Origin of the sequence: Segatella oris, assembly GCF_900637655.1 — a bacterium.
GTDB lineage: Bacteria > Bacteroidota > Bacteroidia > Bacteroidales > Bacteroidaceae > Prevotella > Prevotella oris.
The window spans coordinates 2785291-2806712 of record NZ_LR134384.1 but is presented as its reverse complement, the minus strand read 5'-3'; the positions used below and the strand labels follow the sequence as shown (position 1 = coordinate 2806712).

General features: G+C 44.4%; 14 protein-coding genes. 10 read left to right on the top strand and 4 right to left on the bottom strand.

Going from position 1 to position 21422, the window contains the following annotated elements:
- Window positions 1-511: 511 nt before the first annotated feature.
- Window positions 512-781 carry a 30S ribosomal protein S15 gene (gene rpsO / locus EL210_RS11770; RefSeq protein WP_004371685.1) on the bottom strand — a complete coding sequence of 90 codons (270 nt, stop codon included), beginning with the start codon at window positions 779-781 and terminating at the stop codon, window positions 512-514.
- Between the two features lie 284 nt (window positions 782-1065).
- On the opposite strand from rpsO, the gene typA reads away from it, so the two are divergent.
- The 4 genes from typA to EL210_RS11750 all read left to right on the top strand — a co-directional run bounded on the left by typA (window position 1066) and on the right by EL210_RS11750 (window position 4798).
- Window positions 1066-2868 (top strand): translational GTPase TypA, encoded by a 1803-nt coding sequence (gene typA, locus EL210_RS11765; RefSeq protein ID WP_018920488.1) that lies wholly within the window; start codon window positions 1066-1068, stop codon window positions 2866-2868.
- A gap of 20 nt (window positions 2869-2888) precedes the next feature.
- Window positions 2889-3107 (top strand): hypothetical protein, encoded by a 219-nt coding sequence (locus EL210_RS11760; protein WP_004371682.1) that lies wholly within the window; start codon window positions 2889-2891, stop codon window positions 3105-3107.
- Window positions 3108-3202: 95 nt separating this feature from the next.
- Window positions 3203-3907 (top strand): porin family protein, encoded by a 705-nt coding sequence (locus EL210_RS11755; RefSeq protein ID WP_026285958.1) that lies wholly within the window; start codon window positions 3203-3205, stop codon window positions 3905-3907.
- 15 nt (window positions 3908-3922) lie between these two features.
- A complete protein-coding gene (locus tag EL210_RS11750) occupies window positions 3923-4798 on the top strand; it encodes a FimB/Mfa2 family fimbrial subunit (RefSeq protein ID WP_026285957.1) in 876 nt (291 codons plus the stop codon).
- 219 nt (window positions 4799-5017) lie between these two features.
- On the opposite strand, the gene EL210_RS11745 is transcribed toward EL210_RS11750, so the two are convergent.
- Together EL210_RS11745 and mtnN are read right to left on the bottom strand one after the other, a co-directional pair.
- Window positions 5018-5503, bottom strand: coding sequence for an S-ribosylhomocysteine lyase (locus tag EL210_RS11745; RefSeq protein ID WP_004376990.1), 486 nt, complete (start codon window positions 5501-5503; stop codon window positions 5018-5020).
- Between the two features lie 13 nt (window positions 5504-5516).
- Window positions 5517-6158: a 5'-methylthioadenosine/S-adenosylhomocysteine nucleosidase gene (gene mtnN / locus EL210_RS11740; protein ID WP_018920484.1), complete on the bottom strand. Its 642-nt coding sequence runs from the start codon at window positions 6156-6158 to the stop codon at window positions 5517-5519.
- Window positions 6159-6956: 798 nt separating this feature from the next.
- On the opposite strand from mtnN, the gene EL210_RS11735 reads away from it, so the two are divergent.
- The gene (locus tag EL210_RS11735; protein WP_018920483.1) at window positions 6957-9470 is read left to right on the top strand and encodes a YfhO family protein; all 2514 of its coding nucleotides are present in this window, start codon (window positions 6957-6959) and stop codon (window positions 9468-9470) included.
- A gap of 155 nt (window positions 9471-9625) precedes the next feature.
- Here the strand turns inward: EL210_RS11735 and EL210_RS11730 are convergent, their stop codons facing one another.
- Complete coding sequence (locus EL210_RS11730; RefSeq protein WP_018920482.1) at window positions 9626-10459, bottom strand: GSCFA domain-containing protein; 834 nt, start codon at window positions 10457-10459, stop codon at window positions 9626-9628.
- Between the two features lie 140 nt (window positions 10460-10599).
- Between EL210_RS11730 and EL210_RS11725 the strand changes: the two genes are divergently transcribed.
- From EL210_RS11725 to EL210_RS11705, 5 genes are all read left to right on the top strand, one after another.
- Window positions 10600-13620 (top strand): PEP/pyruvate-binding domain-containing protein, encoded by a 3021-nt coding sequence (locus EL210_RS11725; protein WP_018920481.1) that lies wholly within the window; start codon window positions 10600-10602, stop codon window positions 13618-13620.
- Between the two features lie 1202 nt (window positions 13621-14822).
- Complete coding sequence (locus tag EL210_RS11720) at window positions 14823-15719, top strand: sirohydrochlorin chelatase (protein ID WP_025879686.1); 897 nt, start codon at window positions 14823-14825, stop codon at window positions 15717-15719.
- 12 nt (window positions 15720-15731) lie between these two features.
- The gene (locus tag EL210_RS11715; protein ID WP_018920479.1) at window positions 15732-18782 is read left to right on the top strand and encodes a SusC/RagA family TonB-linked outer membrane protein; all 3051 of its coding nucleotides are present in this window, start codon (window positions 15732-15734) and stop codon (window positions 18780-18782) included.
- Window positions 18783-18791: 9 nt separating this feature from the next.
- Window positions 18792-20177 (top strand): RagB/SusD family nutrient uptake outer membrane protein, encoded by a 1386-nt coding sequence (locus EL210_RS11710; RefSeq protein ID WP_018920478.1) that lies wholly within the window; start codon window positions 18792-18794, stop codon window positions 20175-20177.
- A gap of 16 nt (window positions 20178-20193) precedes the next feature.
- Window positions 20194-21414 (top strand): DUF4929 family protein, encoded by a 1221-nt coding sequence (locus EL210_RS11705; RefSeq protein WP_025879687.1) that lies wholly within the window; start codon window positions 20194-20196, stop codon window positions 21412-21414.
- Window positions 21415-21422: the final 8 nt, after the last annotated feature.

The window sequence follows — 21422 nt, the reverse complement described above, 5'->3', positions numbered from 1 at the left end:
AAGTCTCGTCTTTTGAATTATCATTACAATTGCTTTCTCATAGCTCGCGTATTTGAAAACGAAAGCATCTCAACCCAGAAAAACGGCCAGTTTTTGGCCATTTATAAAGCATTGACAATCAAAACATTACACAAAATAAAGCAAATCACAGCGTATAATCATGCTGGAAAACCATGCAATCTGCGTCAAATCAACCCACAAACAGCCTCAAATGACCACGTGTTTTGAGTCAAATGGCACGGTCATTCAAGTCAGATTGCAATGCATGATGAATGGAATCACAAAACTAAGATGCTTGAAATGGTGAAATTATTCCCGTTTTCCCGCTTTTCATTTTCTATTTGGTGTGGTCATGAAGTGTTAAATTTAGGATAAGAGATTTAACGGAAACAGTTAAGAAAGACACGCTTTTCATTTGCTTGACAAGGTTTAGTGACGTCATCATAACACAAGAAGTCCCGCAGTTCTTGCGAACAACGGGACTTCTTATTCTTTCTTCTTATCGGCCAATTTACTTGCGGAGACCAAGTGCCTTGATGATAGCGCGATAGCGATTGACGTCACGATCGTAAAGGTATTTGAGCAATGCACGACGCTTACCAACGAGTTGTGTCAGCGCACGAGTAGTGACATTGTCCTTGTGATTAGCCTTAACATGCTCTGTCAAGTGCTTAATACGGTAAGTGAACAGGGCAATCTGGCTCTCTGCTGAACCTGTGTCAGTTGCTGACTTACCATACTGGCCGAAGATTTCTTCCTTCTTTGCTTTGTCTAAATACATAGCTTGAAATAATTGATTAAATGAAGTTGCATCATTACATCCTTCAAATGTCGGGCTGCCTTAATCACAACAGCTACACTTTCGAATGCATCAGACTTTCTGAAAATGCGGTGCAAAGGTAGCAATAAAAGTCAAGATAACGAAGATGTAGGCTTGAACTTTTCTGTAAGGTAACGTTTTTTAACACGCAACCTAACCTATTCATAATCAAGATAGAAGTGTACCTCAGTTATTTTTTGTAATTTTGCAGTGAATTAGAAATAAGGATATTTAAGGTAAAACAAATGCAAGACATTAGAAACATTGCAGTAATTGCACACGTAGACCACGGGAAAACGACGCTGGTTGACAAGATGATGTTGGCCGGGAAGCTGTTCCGTGACGGGCAGGATAACAGTGGCGAGGTGCTCGACTCCAATGATTTGGAGCGCGAACGCGGTATTACGATTCTCTCGAAGAACGTTTCTATCAACTGGAAAGGAACTAAGATTAATATATTGGATACCCCAGGTCACTCTGACTTTGGCGGCGAAGTAGAACGTGTTCTCAATATGGCTGACGGCTGTCTGCTGCTCGTTGATGCTTTTGAAGGGCCTATGCCGCAGACTCGTTTCGTGCTTCAGAAGGCGCTTCAGCTTGGTTTGAAGCCAATGGTTGTTGTCAACAAGGTGGACAAACCCAATTGCCGACCGGAGGAAGTGTATGAGATGGTGTTCGATTTGATGTGTGATTTAAACGCAACTGAAGAGCAGTTAGACTTTCAAGTCGTGTATGGTTCGGCCAAGAATGGCTGGATGTCAGCTGATTGGCAGAAACCAACTGACAACATAGACTACTTACTTGACAAGATCATTGAAGTTATCCCGGCACCTAAGCACCGCGAAGGTACGCCACAGATGCTGATCACTTCACTCGATTATTCAAGCTATACGGGACGTATTGCAGTAGGACGCGTGCACCGTGGCATACTGAAGAACGATCAGAATATCACAATCTGTCATCGTGACGGAAGCCAGGAAAAGACCAAAATCAAGGAACTTCGCACTTTCGAAGGCATGGGAAGCAAACCTGCCGAGACGGTAGAGAGTGGCGACATCTGTGCAGTTGTCGGCCTCGAAAGATTTGAAATCGGCGATACTATCGCTGACTTTGAGAACCCGGAAGCCCTTCCTGCCATTGCGGTTGATGAGCCGACGATGAGCATGTTGTTTACTATTAACGACTCACCCTTCTTTGGTCGCGAGGGCAAGTTCTGCACTTCACGTCATATCAACGACCGTCTGAACAAGGAACTTGAAAAGAATTTAGCACTTCGTGTACGTCCTTTTGAAGGCTCAACTGATAAGTGGATTGTCAGTGGTCGTGGCGTTTTACACCTCTCCGTGCTTGTGGAAACCATGCGTCGTGAGGGCTATGAGCTTCAAGTTGGACAGCCCCAGGTGATTTACAAAGAGATAGATGGCGTGAAATGTGAACCTATTGAGGAATTGACTATCAATGTTCCACAGGATTATTCCAGCAAGATGGTCGACATGGTAACGCGTCGTAAGGGTGAATTGACAGGCATGGACACTGAAGGAGACCGTGTGAACATCACGTTTGAAATCCCTTCTCGTGGTATCATTGGCTTGAGAACGAATGTTCTGACGGCTTCACAAGGTGAGGCTATCATGGCACATCGCTATAAAGAATACCAGCCTTTTAAGGGCGAAATCACGCGACGTACCAATGGATCCATGATAGTTATGGAGACAGGTACGGCCTTTGCATACTCTATCGACAAGCTTCAAGACCGCGGAAAGTTCTTCATTGATCCGGGAGAAGAAGTTTATGCAGGTCAGGTTGTGGGCGAACATGTTCACGATAATGACTTGGTAATCAATGTCACCAAAGCCAAACAGCTGACCAATGTGCGTGCCAGTGGCTCTGATGAAAAGGCTCGTGTAATTCCAAAGACGGTCATGAGTCTTGAAGAATGCCTTGAATATATCAAGGAAGATGAGTATGTTGAGGTGACACCTAAGAGCATGCGAATGCGCAAGATATTGCTCGATCATCTCGAACGTAAGCGTGCAAACAAGGAATAAACCATTAAATCATAACCATTATGACAGGATTATATATTTTCATTGCATTGATTGCAATTGCCCTTCTGGGTTGGGCTGTTGCCGAATTAAAGAGCCGTTCCATCACTTTTGAACATTCAGAAGAGGAGCGTGAAGAGGCAGAATTGCTCTATAATGAGCAGAAAGAGCGTGATTTCAAAGAGCAAGATCTAAAAGACTTGCTGGCACATAACAGTACCAAAGGCTACGATGCGATTTAAGGAATAAAGGGCCTTGCAAAATAAAAGGCTTCATTCTTCAGAATATCATACAATAAAATCCATTCAAAAGCGTTACATAATTAAACTCAATAATTATGAAACGCTTTTTCTTTTTATATCTTTTCGCGGCTGCTTTCATGGCAGTTTCTGCCCAAAGCAAGGTTGGAACACTCTCTGTCATGCCTAAAGTGGGTCTTTGTCTTGCCAACATTTCAAACAGTAATATCTCGTATGATTTAACGACAGATAAAGCAAGTGTCGATGCAAAATATAGGGCAGGTTTCACCGGTGGCGCTGAATTCGAGTATCAATTTCTGTCACAATGCAGCCTTTCCCTTGGTGCACTTTATGCGCTTCAAGGTTGCCGTTATAAGGACTTCAGCAACGAAGTGCGTGGGCAGGCAGGTTCTTATTCGGGCTATTCCAACATGGCCATTGGCCTCCATTATTTTCAAATTCCGTTGTTGGTCAATGTCTATTTGTCCAAGGGGTTGGCTGTGAAAGCCGGCATTCAGCCCTCATTTCTGTTAGGCGCAAGAGCCAAATATGATATCACCGACTTTGTTGTTGCCGCTGACGGAGGGGCTGTTTACGAACCAACTCGCCATGTCAGTAGTGATATCAAAGGGAATTTCCGCTCGACAGACGTGTCTGTTCCCATCGGTATCTCCTATGAATATTCCAATGTAATCATGGAAGCGCGCTATCATTTAAGCCTTTCTAAAGTAGAAAAACAAATAAATTCAAAGAACCGTTGGTTTACATTCAACGTTGGATATAGGCTCAATCTCCTTAAATAAAAACCTTATATAACCATGAAAAAAGCACTGAATTGGACATGTTTTCTTGTCCTCATGGCTGTACTTTCAGCCTGCGAAAAGCCTAATTTAGGCACTGAACAGCCCAAGAGAAAAGGCTATCGGGTGAGTCTCCACATAGAAGATGTTGCACAATCCTATGCAGGAGCCAAGGCAAGAGCATTGGTTGATATAGATGAAGTGTGCTCATGTCTGAACGCAGCGGTATATCAAGACGGAGAGAAGAAGGCCTCCATCAATCAGAACAAGAGCGATAAGAGCTTTGGAAATCTTAGTCTTGAGCTGCCCGAAGGACAGTATTCACTTGTTGTCATCGGGCATAACGGCAGCAAGAATGCGTCTATGGCGCATGCTGATAAGGTTAAGTTTGACGGCAAGGTGACAGAGACTTTCCTTTATAACGGCACTATCAAGGTCACGGGTGATATGCAACAATCTATCACGTTGACGCGTTGTGTGGCCAAGGTAGAGTTTCATTTCGTTGATCCTATACCCGAAAATGTCACTCATCTGCGCTTTTCCTACACAGGAGGAAGCAGTACTTTAGACGCAATGAGTGGCTTTGGATGTGTGGATTCACGGCAAACCGAAGTGAGAAGCATACCGGCAGAGGCACATCATGCGGCTTCTTCTTATGCCATTTACACCTTTCCAAAGGCGCAAGAAGGTAAGATAAAAGTCATCATGAAGGCCTTGGATGCCAATGAAAAGACCCTTGCTGAAGAAACATTCAAGGCTCTGAGGATTGTAAGAAACGGCGTTAACCATATCCCCAACCTTAGTTTCAAACCGAATGGAGGGACAACAGCACGTGGCATTAAGGTCAAAGCAGATGACTCTTGGGCCACTTCTTTCGAGACAGAAGACTGGTAATGAACGGCTACACCGTGTCCTATATATAATAAGGTGGAAAGAGAGCTTATCTCTTTCCACCTTATTTGATTTATAATTATAATCATGATGAGCTTTCACCCCACACTATTTCATCCTCAATAAGAAGCTGCAAGCAATTTCTCCCTCCCTTCGGGAGGGCCGGGGTGGGTACTAATGAGCTATTCTTTTTACTTTTGGGAGGGCTGGGGTGGGTATTTCCTACTTCTTCTCAGGATACACTAAGTTCTTCTCAGTGATACATTCCAGCACTTCATTCAAGTATTTTGCCGACTCATAACGTGCCATGGGGAGGTCGTGGAGCAGGTAGTTTCCACAGTCCATTGGGGCTGCTCCGGGAATTTCTCCATGATATTCTGCAACGAAACGAAAGGTACGTTTCATGAGTTCCACAATGTCCTTGCTTTCCAAATCGCCACGCAGAATGAGATAATTACCCGTCAAGCATCCCATGGGACCCCAATAAACAATGCGGTCTTTCCATTCTTCATCGTTACGAAGAAAGGTTGCAGCAAGGTGCTCAATGGTATGAATGGCACCATTATGGAGCACCGGTTCACGATTAGGTTCTTTCATTCTGATGTCAAAAGTAGTGACGATTTCGCCGCCCACTTCATCCTTCCTGCTCACGTAAATGCCACGAAGCAGTTGCTCATGATTGATTGTAAAGCTTGGGATTTTATTCATTTTCATTTGCTTTTTACTTGTTGATTTCCTCTATAAAATGACGAGTCACTTCGAAACTCCCCTCGGCTAACCGGTCCCAGAAGTCGAAATACATCTGTGCCTTGTGGTCTTTCAGCGGCACATCACTGATAATTCTAAAGCTGATGAAAGGCGTGTTGAAGATGTGGCACACTTGAGCAATGCTGCAACTCTCCATGTCAACGGCCATAGCTTCGGGGAAATGGCTCATGATATCCTGCATCTTCTCACGCGTATCTACAAACCATTCGCCGCTCACGGTAAGGCCCCTGTGAATGGTTATGCCCTCCACTTGCAGACGACTTGCCTTTTCAACAAGGTCTGTCGGCGCCAAATAGCGGGCCGGCATGCCGAGAATTTGTCCGTATTCGCAGTTGTCTCCGCAGTAAGCATCATGGTAAACACACGCGCTTGCCACGACAACATCGCCCACATTCAGACGTGTGTCGGCACCACCGGCACAGCCTGTTGAGATAATCAAATCAGGGTGATGCTCGGCTATCATCTGTGTAGTTCCAACGGCAGAGTTGACTTTTCCGATGCCACACTTCTGCAAAATGATGTCCTTGTTCCCATGAAATACCTTTTCAAGTTGCGTGAATTCCTTGTCCATCGCAACGATAATACCTATCTTCATGCTTGCTTTCTGTTTGCTTACAAAGGTAATAAAAAAGCAGAAGAAAAGCGTTATATTATGTATAATTCAATAAATAGTAGCATAAGATGATTGTAGCTGTGGCTTTCCAAGCCACAGAACAGTGGTAATTTCCTTGCAAGTTTGAACTCCCCTCCTTGGGAGGGGCAGGGGGAGGCTCCGCAAGTTAGCACTCCCCTCCTTGGGAGGGGTTGGGGGAGGTTATGCAAGTTAGCACTCCCCTCCCTTGGGGAGGGGTCGGGGGTGGGTATCTATTAAATTCTTTTACAAAAGCCTTTGCGAGACAGGCCGTGCTGAGAAACAAAAGCATTGCGGTCGAAAATACGCGAGTTTTGAGCGAGTTTGCAATGCGTTGACAATCAAGTTATTATAAAGAACAAGGCAAAATATGAAGAAAAATAAGGTGGAGAAGTCCTCTCGTTTGATGCAAATTGCATGCTCATCTGCTTCATTTTGCATTGTGTTTTGATGCAGATAGGAGTGTCATCTGACGCAAAACACGAGCTAAGATGATGTATATTGCAAGATAAGGTGAAAGAAAATGGCTCGAAATCAGCTTGAAAACTGCTTTCGTTTTTCTATTTCGTGGATTTTCAACCCCCTCTTTTCAGACAATAAAACTTTACATTTCACAGCGATATTCATTGCCTTTCATCATGGAAAACAGGGCAGAATAATATTTCATAAATTGCCTGTCGGCTCATGATATTATTCCTTTTTTCACGTTTTATCATTTAAAATATCTATCTTTGCACGAAATAAACGTTTATAAACAACATCATGAAAGCTTTGAAGGAATATCTACCAGACCTGCTGGTAGTCATTATTTTCGCGGTAATATCATTTGCCTACTTCTTTCCTGCGGATGTAGACGGACGCATACTCTACCGACATGACGCATCGGCGGGACGTGGAGCAGGACAGGAAACGGCTGAATATCACGAGCGTACCGGTAAGGTTTCGCGTTGGACTAACGCCACTTTCAGTGGTATGCCGACTTATCAGACGGCGCCATCTTACAAGAGTGTAAGTGTGCTTAATCAAGCAGTGAAGGCCTATCATCTGTGGCTTCCAGAGAACGTTTGGTATGTCTTTGCCTATCTTCTGGGCTTCTATATCCTGCTTCGAGCCTATGATTTCCGACGGGCTTTAGCCGTTTTAGGTTCTATCATATGGGCTTTCTCATCGTATTTCTTTATTATCATCGCTGCCGGACACATCTGGAAGGTGATGGCTTTGGCCTATCTTCCACCGCTGATAGCAGGCATCGTGCTCTCTTATCGGGGCAAATATCTATGGGGGTTCATTGTCACGGCAATCTTTGCAGCCTTTGAAGTTGATGCCAATCATGTGCAGATGACCTATTATTATCTGTTCATCATCCTCTTTATGATTATTGCTTATTTGGTCGATGCTGTCAGAAAGAAGACCATGAAGCAGTTTATGAAGGCCACAGCTGTATGTGCTGCGGGTGCATTGATTGGTGTGTTGATGAATATTTCCAACCTTTATCACACCTGGCAGTATGCTCAAGAGAGCATGAGAGGCAAGAGTGAACTCGTCAAAAAGAATGCAGCCAATCAGACTAACAGCGGACTTGACCGCGATTATATTACGCAGTGGAGCTATGGTGTGGATGAAACTTGGACGCTGCTCGTGCCTAATACCAAGGGCGGAGCATCGGTTCCGCTGGCTGCCAACACTGAGGCCATGAAGATTGCCGACCCGAATTTCATGCAAATTTATCAGCAGTTGGGGCAGTATTGGGGCGAACAGCCGGGCACAAGTGGGCCAGTCTATGTGGGCGCTTTCGTGCTGATGCTTTTCGTCTTGGGCCTGTTTATCGTGAAAGGTCCCACGAAATGGGCGTTATTGGCAGCCACGGTGTTGAGCGTTTTGCTTTCGTGGGGGCGTAATTTCATGCCGTTTACCAACTTCTTCCTTGACTACATACCGATGTACAGCAAGTTCCGAACGGTGGCATCTATACTTGTTATTGCCGAGTTTACCATACCGTTGCTGGCTATGATGACGCTGAAGAAGATTGTAGACGAGCCGGATATTCTGACAAAGAAAATCAAATATGTCTATATCAGCTTTGGTCTGACGGCCGGCATTGCCCTGCTCTTTGCCCTCATGCCGACGCTTTTCTTCTCTGATTTCATTTCAAGTTCAGAGATGCAAGCCCTGAAATCAATCCCTGCCGAATATCTTACGCCACTGCTGTCCAACCTGAGAAGCATCCGCGAAAGCATATTCACGGCCGACTGTTGGCGGTCGTTCTGGATTATCGTTATCGGCACATTGTGTCTCTTCCTCTACAAGATGAAGAAGCTGCGGGTAGAGTTTATGATGATTGCAATTACTGTTTTGTGTCTTGCCGACATGTGGCAAGTGAACAAACGCTACCTCAATGACGGCATGTTTGTAGAGAAGAGCGTGCGCGAACAGGCACAGCCGATGACGCAGACCGACCGTCAGATACTGCAAGACAAGGCCTTGGACTATCGTGTTCTGAACTTTGCAAGCAATACGTTCAACGAGAATGAAACCAGTTTCTATCATAAGAGTATCGGCGGATATCATGCTGCCAAGCTACGCAGATACCAGGAATTGATTGATGCTTACATCAGTCCTGAGATGCAAAAGACCATGCCCGCCATCGCACAGGCAGGCGGAGACATGACCAAGGTCAATGGAAACAGCATCTTCCCTGTGCTGAACATGCTCAATGCCAAATACTTCATTGTGCCTCTCCAGAGCAATCAGACGGTGGCAATACAGAACCCTTACGTCTATGGCAATGCTTGGTTTGTGGATAAAATCACTTATGTGAAGAATGCAAATGAAGAACTTGACGGACTTGGAAAACTTGACTTGCGCCATGAAGCCATTGCCGACGCACGCTTCCGGAGTCAGTTGGGCGAGTCAAAAGCCCAAGACAGCACGTCAATCGTAAAGATAACAGCCTACGAACCCAATCAACTCACGTATGATGTGCGTAGTGCTACGGGGGGAATTGTGGTCTTTTCCGAGATATTCTATCCCGAATGGACGGCTACAGTCGACGGGAAAGCCGTGGAGTTAGGCCGTGTAAACTATGTACTTCGCGCGCTGAATGTTGACAAGGGGCATCATACGGTGGTGCTTACCTTTGATCCAAAGAGTGTAAAGCAAACCGAAACCGTGGCTTATCTCTCTTATGGTGTGCTGCTGTTGGTAGTGCTTCTGGGTGTCTATTTCAAGAGAAAGCAGCCTCACCCCCAGCCCCTCCCCGAAGAGGGAGGGGAGTAATATGCTTTCTTATAGCATATTTTGCAATGTGAGTTCCAGTATATACTACTTCCTACTCCAAGGAAACATCCCCTCTCTCACGGCCTTTCCCAAAAGAGAAAGATGAACAACATACTTCTCTATAGTGCATTTTGCAATGCAAGTTCTAAGGCATTCTACTCCCCTCCCTCTTCGGGGAGGGGCCAGGGGGAGAGGCTGTACTTTTTCATAAATATGGTTAACCGCTCTTTTGTGAGTGCCATGAATGCCTGATAGTCTTCACTTTCTGGATTGAAAGGTCTGTGATGAAGTGCTTCTTTGATAGGTTTCCATTCGCGCATCATCGTGAACACGTCGGCATGGAAGTAGGTTTCGGCAAATTGTTCCCATATATATTCCACGGCTTGAGGGCTTGGATGCAACATGTCTTCTTTGTAGAAGCGGTAGTCGCGAAGCTCATCATTCATGATTTCATAGGCAGGAAAGTAATCCACTTGGCTTTCGTGAGACAGTTGTTCGGCTGCCAGCAGCAACGTAGCCTTGCCGAGTTGACTCCCATGGAAGCCGTATTTGCGGTACCGAATGGGGCTGACGGTGATGATGATGTGCATGTTTGGGTTGCAGGATAACAGACATTGCGTGGCCTTTTGCAGGTAATCAACACATTGGGCAACGCTCAATTCGCATTCATCAAACAGCGATTGTGGTCTTTTCCGGCAGTTATCAACAATCTCTTTGGTCTCTTTCAGCACATAAACATGGTTGGTTCCGAGCGTGAGAACGGTTACATCGGGTACGAAATCATGCGTTTTGCAGTGTTGTTCAACAGAATGGAGGATGCTTGCAGGGTTATACATCACGCCAAAAGGATTGATTACGGTAGGAAACTGCTCATCCTTGAACTTGTTTCCAATGCTTTCTGCAAAGCAAGAACCAATGAATAAAAGGTGCTGTGCAGGTTTGATTTGCCATGAAGACGCGGCAATTTCCACTTTTGTTCTGAATTCCATACGCTGTCATTTGTTGCTTATTGCAAAGTTAGCGATATTCTCTCTATGAACCATTCGGTTTCGGTGATTAATTGAACTGATTGCTCTGATTTCAGAAATAAAGTGTTATTTTTGTGTCAAAGAAACGAAAGCGACCGACCATGGAAGAGAAAATACCGCGCGAATTCAATCAGTTTTATCTGCATGATGTCACGTTTGCCAACCTGATGATGCGGAGAATCTACAACGTTTTGATTGTTGCCAACCCCTATGATGCCTTTATGTTGGAGGATGACGGACGCATAGAGGAGAAGATCTACAATGAATATATGGAACTTGGACTGCGTTATCCGCCGATGTTTACACGCGTTTCAACGACTGAAGAGGCGATGCACGTCATGCATACCACCAATATCGACCTCGTGATTTGTATGCCGGGAACGGCCGATAATGATGCTTTCAGCGTGGCAAGGTCTATCAAACAAGCCTTTAAAAACATTCCATGTGTGGTGCTTACGCCCTTTTCTCACGGCATAACCAAACGTATGCAGAACGAGGATTTGCGTATCTTCGACTATGTTTTCTGCTGGTTGGGAAACACTAATCTCATTCTTTCCATTATCAAACTCATCGAGGACAGGATGAACATTGCACACGATATCCAGGAGAGTGGGGTGCAAATGATTCTGCTTGTTGAGGACAGTATTCGTTTCTATTCATCCATATTGCCCAATCTCTACAGCTATATTCTTGCACAAAGCAAGCGGTTTGCCACCGAAGCATTAAACAAACATCAGGCTACTTTGCGTATGCGTGGCAGGCCAAAGGTCGTGCTTGCACGCACTTATGAAGAGGCAATGACGATTTATAATCAGTTTTCTGACAATTGTCTTGGCGTTATCTGTGATGCCCGTTTCCCGATGAAAGAAGTGTCGCCCGATGAGAATGAACTGTTGCCTTCACCGCTCCGGGACACTGATGTCTATAAAGATCCAGAGGCTGGACTGAAGCTTTTGCGAGCCATTCGAGCCAAAGACGAATACGTGCCTTTGATCATGGAGAGTTCAGAAAGTGCAAATCGTGAGAAAGCTGAAGCCGAAGGGTTCCGCTTTGTGGATAAGAATTCAAAGCAGATGAGCCTTGATCTGCGCCTGATTATGGAGGAACACATGGGCTTCGGCGACTTTATCTTCCGCAATCCCAAGACACATGAGGAGATTGTTCGCATCAAGTCGCTCAAGGATTTGCAGGATAACATCTTCAAAATCCCCAATGATTCCATGCTTTATCATATCTCGCGAAACCACATGAGCCGTTGGTTGAGCGCACGAGCCATATTCCCTGTGTCGCAATTCTTACGTGGAATTACGTGGCATAAACTGCAGGATGTCGATGCACATCGACAGATAACGTTTGATGCTATCGTGCAATATCGCCACATGAAGAACATCGGAGTGGTGGCCGTTTTCGACAGAATGAAGTTCGACCGCTATGCCCATTTCGCACGGATTGGCGAAGGTTCGCTCGGAGGAAAAGGCAGAGGATTGGCCTTTTTGGACAATATCATCAAGCTTCATCCTGCATTCAACCAGCTCGAAGGGGTCAAAGTGCAGATTCCAAAGACGCTCGTGCTGTGCACGGATGTGTTTGATCAGTTCATGGAAAGCAACAATCTCTACCCTATTGCCCTAAGCGATGCAAGCGATGAAGACATCCTTCAGCACTTCTTGAAAGCGCAGTTGCCCGACAGTTTGACTGAAGATTTCCTCACATTCTTTGAAGCTGTGAAGGCACCTATCGCCATTCGGTCGTCAAGTTTGCTTGAAGACAGTCATTATCAACCCTTTGCCGGCATCTACAGTACCTATATGATACCCTGTTTAGACAACCGGAAAGCGATGCTGGAGATGTTGGCAAGTGCTATCAAGAGTGTGTATGCCTCGGTCTATTACCGTGATTCAAAGGCCTATATGACTGCTACAAGCAATGTCATAGACCAGGAAAAGATGGCTGTCATCTTGCAGGAAGTGGTCGGAAAGCAGTATGATGACCACTTCTATCCTACCTTCAGCGGAGTTCTTCGCTCGCTGAATTACTATCCGATTGGCGATGAAACCGCCGAAGAAGGCATTGTTTCGTTAGCTTTAGGCTTAGGAAAATACATCGTAGACGGCGGCCAAACACTGCGCGTTTCGCCCTATCATCCTCACCAAGTGCTGCAAATGAGCGAATGGGAAACGGCACTTCGCGAGACGCAGACACAGTTTTACGCTCTTGATATGGCTCCCGTGGGCAGGCAATTCAAAGTAGATGACGGCTTCAACATCAGGAAAATGAAGGTGAAAGAAGCCGAGAAAGACGGTGCGATACGCTATATCTGTTCGACATTCGACCCCTATGACCAAGTGATTTACGACGGACTCTACGACGGCGGACGCAAGATTATCTCATTTGCAGGCGTGCTTCAACAGGATGTTTTCCCTCTCCCGGAATTGTTGCAAATGGCGATGAAGCATGGTGCAGAAGCCATGAAACGCCCTGTGGAGATAGAGTTTGCATGCAATCTCAATGAGGACAAGAGCGGTGAACTCTATCTGTTGCAGATACGTCCGATTGCAGATGCCAAGCAAATACTCCATGAAGACCTCGCAAAAGTGGCTGATGAGGACTGCCTGCTAAGGTCACATAATGCCTTGGGACATGGCATCATGGACGATGTCTACGATGTAGTTTACGTGAAATATGATGACAGTTTCTCGGCCATGAACAATTATTATGTGGCCGATGATATCGAGAGAATCAATCGTAAGTTCCTTGCCGACAATCGCCATTATGTGCTCATTGGCCCCGGCAGATGGGGCAGCAGCGACCATTATCTCGGTGTGCCGGTGAAATGGCCACATATTTCTGCCGCGCGTATTATTGTCGAAGTGGCACTCCACAACTACCACGTTGACCCTTCACAAGGCACGCATTTCTTTCAAAATCTCACTTCTTTCGGGGTCGGTTACTTCACGATTGATAGCTGTTCTGCATCGGGTGGCTTCGTCCGCAAGGAGGTTTTAGATGCTATGCCGGCCGTAGAAGAAACACCATATGTGCGGCATGTGCATTTCAAAAAACCGCTACGGATTATGATTGACGGTCAGAAACAGGAAGGATTGATTGACATAAGTCAATAAAACGGCTAACAGATTGATTTATAATGTGATTTGTTTGCACCGCACACAGATAGTGATTAATTTTGCAATGTGTTTTTCATGGTATTAGATTTAAGGTTAACAAAGGTTGGAGTACGGCGGTACTCCTTTTTTTATGTCTTATTTCTTAAATTGTTAAAAAACACCTATTAGAGGTTTAATAAATTGTAAATACTACACCATATAAGGCAGAATGTTTGGAAATTCCATTCATTCTGTCTAACTTTGCAACGTGTTTTTCATAGTATTAGATTTAAGGTTAACAAGGTCGGAGTACAGCGGTACTCCTTTTTTTGTGTCTTGAAGTGAAACTTCTCGTGGCATTTTTTAAGACCATCAGCACGTTTATGGAAGTCCATCAGCAAATAGTTGTAGGTCATGGAAGCATAAAAAAGCAAGAGAAAAAACATTACTCAGATTCCACTTTCAATGGTTGTGCTCCTTGAAAAAGCTTATTCAACCAGAACAACAGCCTCTAAAGTCCTCATCTTTTTGTAAAGATTATCCCCTTGATTTTAACACTTCATGACCACACCAAATAGAAAATGGAAAGCGGGAAAACGGGAATAATTTCACCATTTCAAGCACCTTAACTTGTGATTTCATTTATGATACAGCGTGATTTGACGCTAATTGCGCGGGTATTTGTGTCAAAAAGCGTGGTAATCTCAGGCAAATCAGGCGGTAATTTGACGTTAATCGCAGTGATTTCTTGCATGATTTTGACCTATATTTTGTTTCAGAACACATAATAGTTTGACTATCAACGCATTGCAAACCACCGAAAAACAGCGCGTATTTGGAGCGAGGAGAAGAACAATTTCAAATTCGCGAAGCATTCAAGAGCAATTGTAAATATCCTTGATAAGAATTAACCTATTTTCCGCTTCATGAGATTACAGTTCACATGCTGCATCTTTTGATAGTTCAAGAGAACGCTAAATAAAAGAGGGGATATATCTTATACCTATTGATATATATTTATTTCAGACTTTCATAAGGCTTTGGAAAAGAAGTCAGGCAGTTCGAGGCATGGGAAAAGCCCATTGTTTTAACATCTTTTTCATTATTATTAGGTATTGTTCAATCAGGGAAAATATCATACTTTTGCCGTATTCCAAGCGTTTAATCAAGTATTCGAATAAAGATAACAAATTAAAATAAACAAAAATATACGAATTAAAATGAATAGAAAAATCATGTTATTGTTAGCCTTGATGCTAACCACTTTATCAACTCTACAGGCTAAAACGGCACTCATGATAGTAGCACATGGCTCACCGATGGAATCGTGGAGAAAACCTGTTTTAGACTTAGAACCACTCGTAAAGCAGCAAGTTGCCGAGGGAAAACTCATGGGAATAGACCTTGTGAAGGTAGCCCTCATGGAATATACAGAACCATCTGTAGCTTCAATGGTGAAAGCTTGCGAGGCCGAAGGCGCCGATACAATCTTCGCACTGCCTGTCTTCATTGCACCATCGGGGCATACAGAAGAAGACCTTCCCAATATTCTTAGCCACAAATACAACCCATACGTGCGTGAAGAATTAGGCGAAGAGAAGACTGAAATGGTGCATACGAAGACACCAATCATCCTCGGTCCGACTTTCTATTACAGCTATGTGTTGGAGAAGTGCATGCTCGATCGCATTCAAAGTCTTTCGAAAGATGCTGCCAACGAAGCTGTAATCTATCTCGCCCACGGCGATGATGAGCGCATTGGTTTCTGGAAAGAGATGTTCAACAGTGTGGAGAAATACACTAAAGAGCATGCAAAAATCACTTATGTAGACCATGCACTCATTGAAATGGGACATGACTTCGGTAAGGAACTCATGCCTTTGCTTACCAAAGCAGCCCAAAAGAAGAAGCGAATCATAGTGCAAGGCATCTATCTTACCTCTGATGTGAAACGCATGGCCGACCGACATAAGATGCAAGATGTACAGAATGACTTGGTGAAGAAAACCGGGGTGGAAATTGTCTACAGTTCCGACGGCATCCTGCCTGCCTCTACTTCTCGCGTTGTTGATTGGATTGTAGCCCAGACAAAACAATGGGTTGAAAGCAAACGATAAATCAGACACGGCATGAAAAACCTTACAATATTGAGTCTTTTCGCACTGCTGAGCCTCTTTCTTGTTCCACAAGAGAGCGTGGCTCAGGAGCGAAAGCTCTATGGTTACGTAACCGATGCCGGCAATGAGCCTCTGGTCGGTGTGAGCATTCGCGTGGAAGGAACGCAGATTGCAACGGTGACCGATGTCAAAGGTCGCTATCAACTGAGTGGTCATTGGGCTAAAGGTACACTCATTTCTTTCACCTATATCGGCTATGCCAAACAACAGTTTAAGGATGATGGGCGCGACCGCATGGATGTAAAGATGGTGGAAGTGGCCAATGGTATCGGTGAAGTGGTCGTGAAAGCCAAAAGCAATATCAACGCCATTGACCTGCGTTCGAAGGCAGGCATCGTTGAGAATGTGGACATGAAACGGCTCACCGAGAAGCCAATGATTGACATGGGACTGGCTCTTCAAGGCTTAGTTCCAGGCTTGAATGTCATGAATACAGGCGACTTGGGAAGTGCTCCGAAAATCAGAATACGTGGAAATTCATCGTTTCGTCGTGGTAACACAAGCAACGAACCATTGTATGTGTTGGACGGAAAGATTATCTCTGCCGAGACATTCTATAATCTGAATCCACAGGATATCGCCAATATCAAGGTGCTGAAAGATGCTGCAGCATGCGCATTGTATGGTATCAAGGCTGCCAACGGCGTGTTGGAAATCAGTTCACAGCATGGCTATAAAGGCAAGATGACGTTCACTTACAGCATGGATTTGGGTTTGACCATGCGTGGAAGACGCGGCGTTCGGCTCATGGATACCGATGAGAAACTCGAGTTAGAGCGTCTGTTGCAGAACCCGGCAGCACCAGGGTATCGTTACAGTCGTGATTATATTGAACGTGAGTACGCTTCTGATCCCAACAAAGAGCAGCTTATTGCCGAAGGCGAACAACGCTTGGCTGCATTGAGAAACATTCATACGGATTGGTTTAAAGAACTGATTCATAATAATTTCTATCAGAAGCATAACCTCAATGTCAAAGGGGGCAGTGGCTCTACAACCTATTATCTTTCGGGCAACTATGCCTATCAAGGCGGTCGTCTCGAGGGAAATAACAAACAACGCTTCAATGTTCGCATGGGTTTAGATCAGCAATTGGGCAACATAGGCTATCTGATGATTGGCGTTTCTGGCGGTTATTCCAAGAGTAATTCACCCAATGGAACGACCTTCGACCCTTCTTCGCTGGTGTATAATCTTAATCCTTACGAGCAAAAGACAGGCGAACTCTATTCTTATCCCAATCGAACCTATTATGATTTAATGCATCAATACAAAAGCGATGCTACCGATAAGAATGCCGGAGTAGATGTAAATCTCACGCTTTCACCATGGAAAGACCTTACGTTGGCTTATGTTGCAGGTCTTGATTTCCTTCAAGACGATGATCATCGCTTCACACCTGCATCTGCATATTCAGAGCAAAAATCGGGTATTCTGATGAATGCACGAGGCATTTACAGCCGTACCAAAGGCACAACGACCAATCTTTCAAGCAACTTCCGAGCCACTTACAACCATGTTTTTGCGGATGTTCATGATGTCACTTTGGGCGCAAACTTCGATTATTACCTATATAATTATGATGCAGTGGGCATTACAGGCTATGGAGTTGGCAATGTGGATGCTCCTTCTGCCATTAATAATTCCCTGCAAGGACTGCGACAACCCTCTGTAAGGAACCCTCGTGACAAGAATGCTCAGCTTGGAATTGGTATGGTTGCAGGCTACACATACAATACGATTTATGATGCTTATTTCACTTATAAGGCCGATGCTTCGTCGATATTGCCGTCAGATAAGCGTTGGAATGCAGCCTGGGCAGCCGGATTGGGATGGACTCCGACGAACTATTCTTGGTTGAAAGGCAATAAGATTCTATCGAAATTAAACTTCAAGGCCTCTTATGGTGTAACAGCAAACCTTAATGGTGTGACAGTTTCCAGCACCGTTGGAACTTTTATGTTCGGTGAACAAGCCTATGAAAGTAGCCGAGTTTTATCGTTGTTATCCCTCTATAATAAAGATTTAAAAGCCGAGCAAAACAAATCAACTGATTTAGGTATGACGGTAGAGCTGTTGAAACGCATCACTTTAGATGTGAATTGGTATAACCGCCGCACGGAGCAAGCACTCTTGGATGTGCCAATCGCCACCAGTTCAGGATTTTCTTCGCTGAAGCGTAACATTGGAGTTTTGCAGAACCGAGGTGTAGAACTCGGACTCAATGCAAAGATATTGGATGCTTATGACTGCCGTTTGGCTGTAGGAGGCAACATCGCTTATAATAATAATAAGGTGGTAAGTCTTTACTGGACTGATAAACTTTATTTAGACGAACAGTCCATTGTACCCAACTACGAGGTAGGAAAATCCTATGATATGATTTATGGTTTGCACTCATTGGGCATCAACCCACTCACCGGTTACCCAGTTTTTCTCATGCCGGATGGAAAAGAAAAGCAAGGTACGGAGCAGCTTACGCGTGATGACTTCGTTGCACTTGGTCATCTGACGCCACCTTATTCGGGTAGCTTCTATGCCAATTTCTCCTATAAGCAGTTTGATTTTGACATTTCATTCTATTATGTTTTTGGTGGAAAACAGCGCTTTAACTACCAGTATGTGCGTGACAAAGATAAGGCAAACTATAATGCTGTGGCTGGACAGACTGCCAGAATGTGGTTTAAACGAGGTGATGAATATAAAGAATATTGGACACCTTTCTACACACAAAGCATTGCACAAGATAACCTTGCGCAATATCCTAACTCACGAACTGTTGGAAATAGCGACTACTTAAAACTTTCGAGTTTCTCTATGCGCTATCGTATTCCATCGAACTGGCTACATAAAGTAGCTCCATTCCTACAATATGCCAACGTAGGTCTACAGGGATCAAACCTCTTTACATGGACAAGTTATAAGGAGTCTGACCCAGAAAGTGGTACCTTAGCAGGCACCATGCAGCCTGTTTTCACCTTTCATCTCAATCTAACATTCTGATAATAGTATATGAAACAGAATAAATTGACTTTCAAGAGCGTTGCAGTGGGGTTGGTTTCAATGGTTTTTGCCTCATGCAGCCTTAACATTCCACCGCTTGATCAGTTCTCCGATCCTGATGCAATCACGAATGTTTCCAATGCAAGATCATTCCTGGCATCGGCTTATTCTTCCTATCCCCACATGGAATATGAGTTCTCTTTATTGGGAAATGATTTCGTTCCGACATCTCTTTCCTTTAAGGATATTACGTCTTTGAACTTATATAATTGGAAAGATCAAGAGATAAACAAGATTGCTCCAAGCCTTTGGCAAGACTATTATAATGTAATTGCGCAATGTGATGCCCTGCTTGAACGCATGGATAACGTGCAGACAAGCTCTGCTGAAGAGCAGAACGAAAAACAAGCGATTGCTGCTGAAGCCAAAACATTAAAGGCCTTATGCTATTTCCAATTGCTTAAAACCTTTGCTCCTGCCTATGACTTAAATCCTGATGCGGCAGGAGTTATCTTGAAAAACAGGTTTGGAATAGAGGACAAACAACGTTCTTCGATTCGTGATTGCGTGGCAACAATACGTGCTTTGCTTGATGATGCCGTGCAAGTTGATAACACTTCGAAGCGTAATGGCTGGCTTTCACAAACGGCGATACAGTATCTTCAAGCTGATTTGGCGCTCTATTCGGGTGATTATGAGGCAGCCATTAAGTCGGGAAATGCCGTGATTGCGAAGAGTAATGATGCCTATTTCACGGCCGAAGGCATGAATAGTTTATGGGAAAAAGACAGTTATGCAGGTCGTATTTTCGCGTTCAATACAAACTCAACTTACTATGCTGACATCCAATATGATGCCAAAGAAGGCGACTATTTCTGTGTCAATCCAAAACTGAGTTTCGCTATTTCAGACCTTCGAAGAGCCTCGTTCACCTATCCTTTTGTGATAAATGGCACGAGCAGGACACTGCTTGGGAAGTATAACCGAAGTAATAAACTCAACCAGGCTACTGCCTATATTAACACCATGCGTTATGCCGGAGCCTATTATATCGTAGCCGAAGCCTATTGTCGAAAGGGAGAAACCGAGTCAGCACGTGTGCTCATCAATCATTATTGGAACTGTATTGGGGTGCCAGAAGCACCTGCCAACACTGCTAATCAGGCGCTTTTGGAACTTATTCTCACAGATAAGCAGCGTGAATTTGCAGGTGAAGGGATTAATTTCTTTGACCTCAAGCGCACGCATCTCGCAGCTTTAACGAGATATTCTCAATGGGGGGCAAGCTCAAACAGTACAATAGCGACCACTGATTACCGATGGAATTTCCCTATTCCGGTGTCTGAACATCGCTTCAACAAGGTAGAACAAAATGCCGGTTGGCCATCCAATTAAACTTAACGATAAACGAATGAAACATTTATTCAATAGCATTCTTGTAGCCGTTGTGCTTACATTAGTAGGTTGTCAGGCGCAAGATGCACCTCGAGAAAGCATGACCAATGGAGTGGAACTCACCATTCCAGGCAATGCAATCCTGGCAGAAGACGACACAAGTAGCGTGTTTGTGCATGTTATGATGGCTTTTGCGCCTTCAGAACGAACATCGGTCAAGTTGGCTTTTACAGGCAATGAAGATGCTGTGTTGCAGGTGGAAAGCGATGAAATCGTGTTTGAGCCTGGTCAGAAAGAGGTTGTCTTTCGCGTGAAATCCAATCGAAGACATTCGCTTTCTATCAGTAAGACGGTCACTTTGCAAGTGGCATCTGCATCTCATCCGCAGATAAAAGGCTTTGGTAAAGGCGTTCAAATCACGGTAAATCCCGATGCAGACATTCCTATTCTAACAGAAACACAGTTGCAATTGATTGCTGGTGTGAAGAAAAAATACGGCATAGATCTTGCTCGCTTGTTGGGAAAGCTACCTGTAGAGACTACTATTGTCTTCAACAAAGATGACAAAGAGAACTTCTTCCAAGGTCAATCACAACGCGTTTACAAAGGATATAGCGTGATAACCCTTGGGGATGACGCCACTGTTGACCACCCAACGCTCAAGATGTTGACTAATCCTATGGGACTGACTACGTTCCTCTACGATGTCTTGAAGCGTAAAACAGTGAACGATAACGAGTTTTTCATGCGGACCCCCTATGGAAAAGCGGCCGTGAAAGCTATTAACTATCAAGAAAGTAAAGAGACATTCTCGGTTGCTTTGAGTAATATCGGTATTAATACTGCCAGCAACAGCATTACGTTTACAGGCGAAAAAGAAAACGCTTACGGTGATATGATTATGGGAATTCCTTTCACCTACGACTACTCTGCTTGGAATCGCCTACTCAAAGAAAAGGAAAAAGGCACTGTTGTGGAAATAGAAGAAGATGGAAAGTTAGTGGGTTACACCATCAATGACGACTTCTTAACCATGGGAGGCTCTTTAGATCCCAACCGATTCTTAGGCGTTAGCAACATCAGTAGCGATACTTTTGGAAACAATCCGAGTGATTGGGTAGCCCCTTCTGCATTGCTGGACCTCGCGAAAGGAACGCTCTCGTTCACTTTCCCATGGGATTATGCCGATGGGAATGGCTATGAACAGGTGCGAGTTGTTTACACATTGCACCGCTAAACAGCAAG